Origin of the sequence: Okeania sp. SIO2B3, from assembly GCF_010672525.1 — a bacterium.
Classification (GTDB): domain Bacteria; phylum Cyanobacteriota; class Cyanobacteriia; order Cyanobacteriales; family Microcoleaceae; genus Okeania.
Genome location: NZ_JAAHGH010000090.1, coordinates 22,384 through 31,726 on the forward strand (window position 1 = coordinate 22,384; position 9,343 = coordinate 31,726).

The 9,343-nt window shown below is 34.1% G+C and carries 6 protein-coding genes and 1 pseudogene; 2 read left to right on the plus strand and 5 right to left on the minus strand.

Annotation, left to right across the window (positions count from 1 at the left end):
- Positions 1-147 precede the first annotated feature (147 nt).
- From F6K15_RS38740 to F6K15_RS30430, 5 genes and pseudogenes are all read right to left on the minus strand, one after another.
- Complete coding sequence (locus tag F6K15_RS38740; RefSeq protein ID WP_363269039.1) at positions 148-357, minus strand: PIN domain-containing protein; 210 nt, start codon at positions 355-357, stop codon at positions 148-150.
- Positions 358-813: 456 nt separating this feature from the next.
- Positions 814-6,075 (minus strand): PDZ domain-containing protein, encoded by a 5,262-nt coding sequence (locus tag F6K15_RS30415; protein ID WP_293068529.1) that lies wholly within the window; start codon positions 6,073-6,075, stop codon positions 814-816.
- Positions 6,076-6,862: 787 nt separating this feature from the next.
- Positions 6,863-7,195: a XisI protein gene (locus F6K15_RS30420; protein ID WP_293068532.1), complete on the minus strand. Its 333-nt coding sequence runs from the start codon at positions 7,193-7,195 to the stop codon at positions 6,863-6,865.
- A gap of 135 nt (positions 7,196-7,330) precedes the next feature.
- Positions 7,331-7,597, minus strand: a pseudogene (locus F6K15_RS30425) (element excision factor XisH family protein).
- A 24-nt stretch (positions 7,598-7,621) separates the two neighbouring features.
- A complete protein-coding gene (locus F6K15_RS30430) occupies positions 7,622-8,692 on the minus strand; it encodes a DUF1822 family protein (protein WP_293068535.1) in 1,071 nt (356 codons plus the stop codon).
- Between the two features lie 179 nt (positions 8,693-8,871).
- On the opposite strand from F6K15_RS30430, the gene F6K15_RS30435 reads away from it, so the two are divergent.
- Both F6K15_RS30435 and F6K15_RS30440 read left to right on the plus strand, forming a co-directional pair.
- Positions 8,872-9,138: a hypothetical protein gene (locus tag F6K15_RS30435; RefSeq protein ID WP_293068537.1), complete on the plus strand. Its 267-nt coding sequence runs from the start codon at positions 8,872-8,874 to the stop codon at positions 9,136-9,138.
- Positions 9,139-9,220: 82 nt separating this feature from the next.
- A complete protein-coding gene (locus F6K15_RS30440) occupies positions 9,221-9,319 on the plus strand; it encodes a helix-turn-helix domain-containing protein (RefSeq protein WP_202219659.1) in 99 nt (32 codons plus the stop codon).
- The last annotated feature ends 24 nt before the right edge of the window (positions 9,320-9,343 follow it).

Below are 9,343 nucleotides of genomic sequence, written 5' to 3' on the forward strand. Positions count from 1 at the left end.
TTGATAGATTAAGATAATTTTATTGTACACAAATTCCAGGATTTTCTAACTATTTAACTTCCTCTTGACACACTTTTAATTTCTCTTTTTCTCTGGGGCGATCGCTTCAAAATTATCGCTCCATTTAAGAAACTATAAAATGCAAGTTCATCTTTTCTGATCAGGGATAATTAAATCTGTTAATATGGGAAAATGTTTCCGGTTTAATGTAACTAATTTAGCTTGTTTAATGTTGGCGGTTGCGGCAATTAGAGCATCAGCTATACCTACTCCATTACTTTTGCTATAATCTCGCGGATATAAACCTCTTAATGTGGCAATTTTTTCATCAATTTGGATTATTTCAAAAGCAGTAATAAAATTGTCTAAAGCGGTTCTTTCTTTTCTTTATCGTACTTCTGCATACTTTGTAGGGGCGTTTGCGGAGTATTCCGTTAGGAAATGGCATTCGCCCTCTTTATGAGTTGGAGCGCAAATAGTCAATTAAAACATCTGTATCTATTAATAATTTTTGGTTCATTTTTCCCACTCACGATTAAATTCTTTTCTCAATTCTTCTAAGTTAGGAATATCTTCTCGGTCTTTCCAAATTCCTTTGGCTTGCTGCATTAAATCTAAGGGTTTTTTCTGTTTGTAATTTTTAATTAGGTCTTCAATAGCAGAGGTAATTAATTGTTGTTAAGATTTGCCTGTAATCTGAGAAATTTCTATCAGAGGTTGTTGGTTTTGTTGGGTTAAGTTGATTTTAGTTTCCATCATGGTTAATTTTTGATTAGGATAATTTTATTTTACATAAATTCCAGGATTTCCTAACTATTTGACTTCCTGTTGGCAGACTTTTAATTTCTCTTTTTCTTGGGGGCGGGTAGTTAAATATTCTTGCAACCAATCGCATCCTGTTGCTAATAGTTCGTTTAAGTTTTTATTCTGCCAAATAAACACTTTGTTTTGACCTGTTGCTATATATTTGCCATCGGGGGAAAAGACTATTTGACCTTGATTTTCTTCGGGAATTGTATATTTAGCAATTTGTTGTCCGTCAATACTCCAGATGCTTAATTCATTGGGATGACCTAAAACCGCAATTTGTTGACTATCAGGACTGAAAGTCAGGGCACCACTAGGAATTTGTTCCAGTTTAATATTGCTAATTAGCTTTCCAGAAAAATCCCAGATTTTGATTGAATAATCTATACTTGCTGTTGCCAATAGTTGATTATCAGGACTGAAAAATACACCCACAATTTTGCCTTGATGATTAATTTCAACAAGTTTCTTAGTCTTGATATTTATCAAGGATAAATTTTGATTTCCTAAATCCCATGTTGCCAAATATTTACTATCATGGCTAAATTTTGCCATATTTCCTGTAAACAGCAGAAAATTGTTTATATCATAGATAAATTTTTCTCTAAGAACAGTTTTTTCTTCAATTTTTATACTGCTACGATTTTCAACTTTAAGTTTTACAGGAGTACCGGGTTCTCCTAGAAGTAAAGTGTTTATTTCATCTATATTTTTTGTGTCAGAAATTTTATGACCATCTATTTCTAGAATTTTATCCCCGCTTCTTAAACCTGCTTCCTCTGCTGTAGAATTTTGCCAGACATCCAGTATTCTTACTCCCTCACGAAAACCAACTTTTTCTTTTTTCACGTCCAATAGAATAGCTAGCATTGAAAATTCATCCTCTTTTAAGGATTTTGCATTTACATCTAAAGGATTGAGTAAGTTTCCATAAGCATCCCAAAGTTTACCTATACCTGATGAAATAGTAAGAATATATTTGCCATTCGGACTAACTAAAACTCGACCAATAATTGGAGAAAGGGAATTATTTTTAAATTGCTTGACTTCCTGTGTCGATAAATCCCAAAAACGTAGAATATTTTCCCAATACTCACCATAAGTGCCAATTGTAGCTATCTTGCTGCCATCTAAATTAGAACTATATTTTCTATCAGCCTTATATTTTCCTCCAAACCAAGTCATTAATAGTCTTTCTTCCGAACTAACATTTGTTTTTAATTGGGAAATTAAATTACCTTCTAAATCAAGTTTTTGGATACCTTCCTTGGTAACAAGTATGATAAATTTACCATCAGGAGTCATACTAGCAAAAACAGCTTTTTCAAAAAAATTACCAGAGGTGAAGTAACTACTCAAAATTTCATTTTCTGCAAAATTACCATAGTTAATTCTGATGTTTTCCCCTTGTTGCCAATCCCAAATATCGACATAATTAGACTTAGGATATTTGTTGATTACCACAAGTTTTTTGCCATCTGCGCTGTACTGTAAATCAATAAAGCCTTTTTCTTTCATTTGCGTAGTTTCTATTTCATAATTAGTAGGTAATTCTACGACATAAAACTTGGCTTTATTACTTAACAAATTTATTCCCTCTGCTCCTGAAATAGCAATTATTTGACTATCAGGACTGTAGTTTAAACTATAACCAGAAGTAAAACTTATTGTCGAGCTAGCAGTGAGCTTTCCTGATGTAGCATCATAAAATATGACTGCTCCTTCACCAGGAATTGCTACAGCAATTTGTTTACCATCGGGGCTAAAACTAACACCTCCAGCAATACCTAGAGTAGTAATAGATTGGAAAAAGAAACCTAAATGTGCTATTTTTTTACCAGATAAATCCCAAATTTTGGGTAAAACACCAACAATTTTATCTGAATTAATATCTACTCCCAAAGTTAATACTTGCTGTCCGTCAGGGCTAATATCTATTTCAATAACTTGGTTGGTATTAACTTTAAATTCTCTAATTTTTTGCAAGGTTTTTAGGTTCCAAAATTGCACCATACCAACCGCACTTCCTATAGCAACCTCTTCGCCATTAACAGTCAACTCTAAACTATGTATAGTTCCACTACCATCGATTCTTAATTCTTTAGTTTTCTTACCTGATAAATCAAAAAAATCCACCTCAGCTTTCAGTGTTGATGTTACGGCAATATACTGGCTATCTGGGCTAAATTTAACCATTGAATATCCATTAACCCACTCTGATGATTCTGCTATTTTCTTTCCCGAAAAATCCCAAATATAGAATGTACCTGTTCTTCCCGCAATAGTAGCAATGTATTTACCATTAGGACTAATTGCTAAATCATGAATTTCTAGCTTTTCAGGTATCTGCCATTCAGTAACTTTTTCTCCTGCTAAATTCCAAATTATTACTTTACTTTCGCCACCTGCAAAACTATGTGAAACAATGTGCTTACCGTCAGGAGTAAAAAAAGCTTGCCTAATGAATTCAGTATTACCCAAATTCTCACTCTGAAACTCATTTTTCTCTCGAATATTGCTAGTAATAGTCTGCAACGCCAACAAAGGACGAGTAGTCGGATAATTCCCCAACTTTTCATCATCTTTAACCAATTTTTTCAACTTTTGCCCTGCATCCATCGCCGTCATTAAAGCACTAATTCCACCTTCCCCAGACTGAAATTGATTCAATGCTAAATTACTCAAACTATCTACTTCATTAATCAAACTTTGTCTTTTCGCACTTTGCCACTGCCACACCATCCCCACGGCAAATAATGACACCATCACCAAACCACCAGTCAACCCACCAATAAGTTTTTGCCGCTCCCTCTCTCGTCTTTTCCTACTTTTCTCAATATACCCCCTCTCTTTCTCAGGAATTTTTTGCTCTCCTTTTTCTAACCAACTTTCTGCCTCTTTTAACAAACCTCCTTGCAACAAAAAGTCATCCTTCTTTTCCTTTTCCCACTGACTCAAATTATCCCTTAATTTCTCTTGCCAACCTCGAAATTCCCAATCTTGCTCTATCCAATCTTTTAACCGACTCCAAGCAGTAATTAAAACCTCATGTATTAACTCTACAGAAGCCACATCTTTTTCCTTATTTGTCACCACCAAACGCTCGTCCGCAAACTTAATTACTAACTGCCAATTTTCCTTGCCAATATCTGCAAAAGTAGCAATTTTCCGAGTAGCAATGCGACTAACTTCCCCTGGTTTGTCCTGACTTATAGGTTGTACTAATTGAGTAAAAATATATCGCGCTTGCTCTTTTTCCTCCTGACTCAAATTAATATAAATATTTTCCGCATAATCCCCTAAAACTTGAGTCAAACCCCCAATCTCTTCATAACTCGCCAGAGAAATTACTCCATACTTTTGCCTTTTCCATAACTCCTCCAAAGCAAATTGCAGCATGGGTAAATGACCAGAATTTTGCCGATAATCTTGAATCATTCTCTTAATTAACTCATCGGCAAATTCCACCTCAAACTTTTCAGCAGGGAGAGCGATCGCCTCCTTTAATTCCTCATCATTCATAGGAGTAATTAACTTATCCCGTTCATCAAAAATATTACCTAAATCTTCATCTAAAACTAGAGACAAAAAATCTGCCCGTAAAGTCAAAACAACCTTCCAACTATCATCCCGAAGCGCATCAACCAAACCTGCCAAAAATGACCGACGTTTCTCCTCAGAACATAAAGTATAAAGTTCTTCAAATTGGTCAATTACCAACAAAAATTGACAACCTTTCTTTTCTTGTACAATGCCACTTAAACATTTAGCTAACTCCCCCGAATTATCCTCCAAATTTGCCACCAATTCCAAAAAAGCCAAATCATTTGCAATTAAATTCGCTGAAATTTTACCCAATTCCTCAGCCAAATTTTCCCAAGGATTCGGATGAGGAAAACCAGGACGAATTTTCACCAAAAAACGGGGTAAAAATTCCGTAGCTTGAGCAAACCATTCAGGAATTAAACCAGCAGCAACTAAGGAAGATTTCCCACTACCCGAAGCACCAATTACAGCCACTAAATTTTGCCTTGCCACCTTTTTCAATAAAGAATTAGTCAACACTTTCCTGCCAAAAAATATCTCCGTATCATTTTCAGTAAAAGCACTCAATCCTTTATAGGGAGAACTCTGATTTTTTCCTCCCAACTCCAACCAACGGGGAGGAATTTCCGCAGGATTTTGACATAAAACAGGCAACCAACTCACACAAGGAAAATCTTTTTCTAATATTTGTAACCTTTGCCGACTCTCCCGCAAAGAACTATATAAAGATAAACCTTGAGTATAATTTTCCAGAAAATATTGGAGAAACTTCGGAGCAATAGCTACAGGTAAATTTTCCCGCATCACAATAATTTGCGGTAAATGTAAATCCTCACCTTCTGCCAATTGATAAGCCAAACCCAAACCATCACAAGCATTAAAAATCGCCAACTTTAAACCAGACTTAACAGCTTGTAGAAGATGATTTTTTATTTCAGAAATAATCAAAACATCTTGACCATTAATTTGAATCGTGCCAATACTGCCATTATCTTTCGTCTTGCCATGACCAGCAAAAAATAAAATATCCCAAGATTTTTGCCATAAAGGTTTATCTAATTCAGAGCGTTGAGGTTCTATTAACCAACAAATTTCTGCATCAGGAATTAATTCTCTAATTACCTTTTCATCAGCATCAGTCCCCGCATTATCTCCCAAAATAACTAAAATTTTTATCTTATCTTTTTTGTCTAAATTTTTAGTCGTATCAACTCGTTGAAAATTAGGAGTAGCTAGAGCAATTTCAGCCTTCGGAAAATCCTTTAATAAATCCCATTCATGCCAAGGCAAACGTCGTAAACCATAATTTTCTGTTGCCAATAAAATCCTCGTACTTTCCGATTTATCTAAATTATTCCGAAGCAAAATTTCTATGGGTTGAAAATCGGAGGAACCCAACCAAGTATTGAAAGTTTTGGATAACAAATTAGCAGCCTTTTTACAAAGTTTAAAAGCATCATTTTTATCCCCATCTGAATCATGAGTAAAACCATGTATCTTGTTTAAACGGTTAGAATAAAATAAATCTAAATTTGTATATAAAATTTGCCAATGACGATACTGCTCTAAGATTTCCGAATGTGGAGGTAAATGTGCTGATTTACTGGCAAGTGCTAAATTAGGTTCATTTTTTATCGAATCTACATCTTGCCAAATTTCACCCCGCACCGAAAAACCCTGGTGAAACCCGCCATCAATATTAAGAGTAACTAACTTTCCCATAACTGCTCCTAAATTTATCAAAATGATGTACAAGGTAAATGCTGAAAATCTTGTGGCGCAGGCATCTTGCCCGCGATGGCGTCCGCGATGGCTGTACCTCGTAACATTCGTATTGGTCAGCTTGAATTACACTACTACAGGCAAGTCAAGAATTTCTGCCTGCTCCTACCCTTCAATTTTTGGATACTATCAGAACAAATTTGTCAATGGTTATAATTTCCTAAGCACTAACACCTATTCAAAATTAGTTTTTTTGAGATTTATTCATCCGTAGAAAGGGTATAAATTTTTGCATCCTATATTGACGAAAAATAGAAGGTTGTAGCTTTTTATAAGGAAAATTTATTATTTTTAAACACAAAATAGGCACAATAAACTATGTATCTATATGATACCAAATCGCTGAAATAACGCAAGTACGTGAAATATTTTGTAGCAATTAGCCGAAATCAGAGATTTTTTGATAAGCATAAAAAATAATAATAGTTGATTATATTTTTTTTACTTATACTTTTGCGTTCTTGCGGGAAACTGTTTTTTAATTTTGGTCATAGAAGAAAGCGATCGCAACTTCTGGATTTTAAATAGGGCTATCAACAGAATAGGTAATTAATTTTGCATAAGCATTTAAATAGTGAGAAATAGAAGCTGTAAGCATTTCCTGCGGAATGCTTACTAGAAGCTTATGAAAGTTATATGAGTTTTTTAGTGCAGTAGAAAATCCATACGAAAAACTTTGGCACAGAATATACAATTAATTTTGCATAAGCACTTAAAGTAACAATTTCTAACTTACCGAAAAATCAGAAAACTGTCGCACAAAAGGCGAACGAAAAGTCAAAACAATATCGGATTTTGGCACACCTAAATCTAATAATTGTTGAGCAATTCCTTGTTCAGTAAAATCTTGCTGAATCCAAATTTTGCCATCTTTAATATCAACATGAATAGAACAGCCATAATTCCGTTTTTGATTTTGCCAACGTAAAGAAATTAAGAGGTAATGATTTCTTTCCGAATCCAAAATCAGTTGTGTTTCATATTGTGAATATTGAGTATGATACTGATAGTGTTCTTTAACTATTTGCATGACAATTTCCAGATAATTTAATCGCTCCATAAAATAATTACCTCTTTTGAAGGATTGAAAATTAATAATTTAACTTGATAGGTACTTACAGAAAATTGAATAAAAGGGTCATTTCAGTTATCAGTTATCAGTACCTCGTAGCTGTTGCATCGGGATAGCTGATAGCTAATAGCTGACGGCTGAATACTTACTAAGAAATTGACCAAGAGCAGTATGAAATTCTATCAAGGGTGACATTGACAAAAAACTTTTAATTTCTACTGCTATTGTTTGCCCATCTTTTTCTGCACCAATAGCTCTTTCGCCACCTATATCAATGTATCAAGATATTTTAGTGCTAGGCTTAATAAATAGAGGATCGTCCGTGATTTTCCAACCATCTTTGATTAAAGCTGATTTAACAGCATGATGAAAAATGTCCTTAGCTGGCATGGTTTTAAAATAAATCTAACTTTATTAAATAACAAAATCCTCTGTAATTACAGCTTCATCTAACACTAATTTTACTGTAAATTCTTCCCCTACTTCTCCTTCAATTTGACATTGAATCATCCTATCTTCACTTCTAGCTGTCACTTCTTGAAAAACTTCATTTTCACTTAAAACAATAAGTTTCAAATTAGGAGGAAGATAAACATTATCCCCAGTCGGATAAACCCGTAAAGTTATTTCTACTTCAGGATAATCATCATTCTCTCGTGCTAAATTTACCAATAAAACTATAGGATGAGTAAACATATCTGCTCGTAAATTAATTAATTTTCCAGCTTTAATTTCTGCGCTTCTAACTAATGCTAATTGTGAAGGAGTTAATAATTGATTTGCTGCTTGCCATCCAGATGTCAAAATATTATCAAACCATTGAGTTAAATTAACATGACTAGGTATGATTTCTACATCTATAATAGGAATACCTAATCTGTATGAAAGTAAACCTTGTTCATGTAAAGATTCTATTTGCTCACAAGCAGATTGAGAACCTTTGAAAAGCAAAATTATACTACCCATTTTAATTTCCACTATTCTAATATAAGGACATCCTGTTATCGCCCTCACTTTGTTCTCAATTTCTAACAATTGTTTTGCTGAAACATCATCAGGTATTCTGATTAATAAACCTGTTTCTTTTTCATGATTAGGAGGTTGAGGTTGTTTTCTATATTTAGAATTAAACAAATGAAAAATTATATCTTGAGGATTACGAATTTCTTGTTTAAGTAATTTTTGTAAGCAAAAATGAATCCCTTTTTTATTTTTATCATTACTTAGTTTAGTTCTCAGAGATTCAACTGATGTAATATCTTCCAGTTCAGCAACCATATCTGGAAGTTGTTTCCCTACTAATACCATTAATAAATACTGCTTGTGAAATTTGCTTAAGCTTTCTCCCACTCGCGAGTATTGTTCTCTAATTTTTTCTAAGTCATAAATTAAATCATTAACATTCCAAGTAGCTTGAGCTTCAGCATAAAAGTTATAATTAACTAAATCTTGAAGAAATTTATAATTACTTGCAGTTTGATTCATCGAATTTACCTAGAAACGATTTTTTTGATGATAGTCATCATTTTATCATTGTTGTTAATAATGACCGTTAGTGAGGAATAATTTCAATTATCAATTCGCTTTGTAAAGTATTAATTGAGAGGCAAAAAAATGTTTGATTAAGCCTCATCAATTCTACTTGAAAAAGGAGTCATTTTCTTATGAGCAATTCTATCGTCGCAACAATTACAGCAGGCAGTGTATTAGCTATTCTTGGTGGAGTAGCTACTACAGGCGGCACATTAGTAACCGTTACTGAAGCAACTGCCACTTGTATAGCTACCACAACTGGGGGTGTCGGTATTACTACTGTAGCAACGGCAACAAGTACAGTAACTTCAGTAGCGATCGCTTCCATAGTTGCAGTAGCAGCACCAGCAGTTGCAGTCGGAGCAGTAGCTTGGTATTTACCGAAAATTTGGGTCTAAAGCCTCGCCCTTCTAGGGCGACTTTATTAGTTGATTTTATTTCTATAAATATGTTATCATACTATTAGTTTAAATAGTAATTATGAAAGCTAGATTTAAGTATCGCATATATCCAACACCGGGACAAAAATACCGATTAGCCAAGCTATTTGGTTGTGTTTGCTGGCGCAACACTTCGTGAACGTGTGGTTTGGAATGATAGTCT

Coding starts and splice junctions, on each gene's coding strand:
- F6K15_RS30415 (WP_293068529.1), bottom strand. CDS start 6,075: ATGGGAAAGTTAGTTACTCTTAATATTGATGGCGGGTTTCACCAGGGT.
- F6K15_RS30420 (WP_293068532.1), bottom strand. CDS start 7,195: ATGGAGCGATTAAATTATCTGGAAATTGTCATGCAAATAGTTAAAGAA.
- F6K15_RS30430 (WP_293068535.1), bottom strand. CDS start 8,692: ATGAATCAAACTGCAAGTAATTATAAATTTCTTCAAGATTTAGTTAAT.
- F6K15_RS30435 (WP_293068537.1), top strand. CDS start 8,872: ATGAGCAATTCTATCGTCGCAACAATTACAGCAGGCAGTGTATTAGCT.
- F6K15_RS30440 (WP_202219659.1), top strand. CDS start 9,221: ATGAAAGCTAGATTTAAGTATCGCATATATCCAACACCGGGACAAAAA.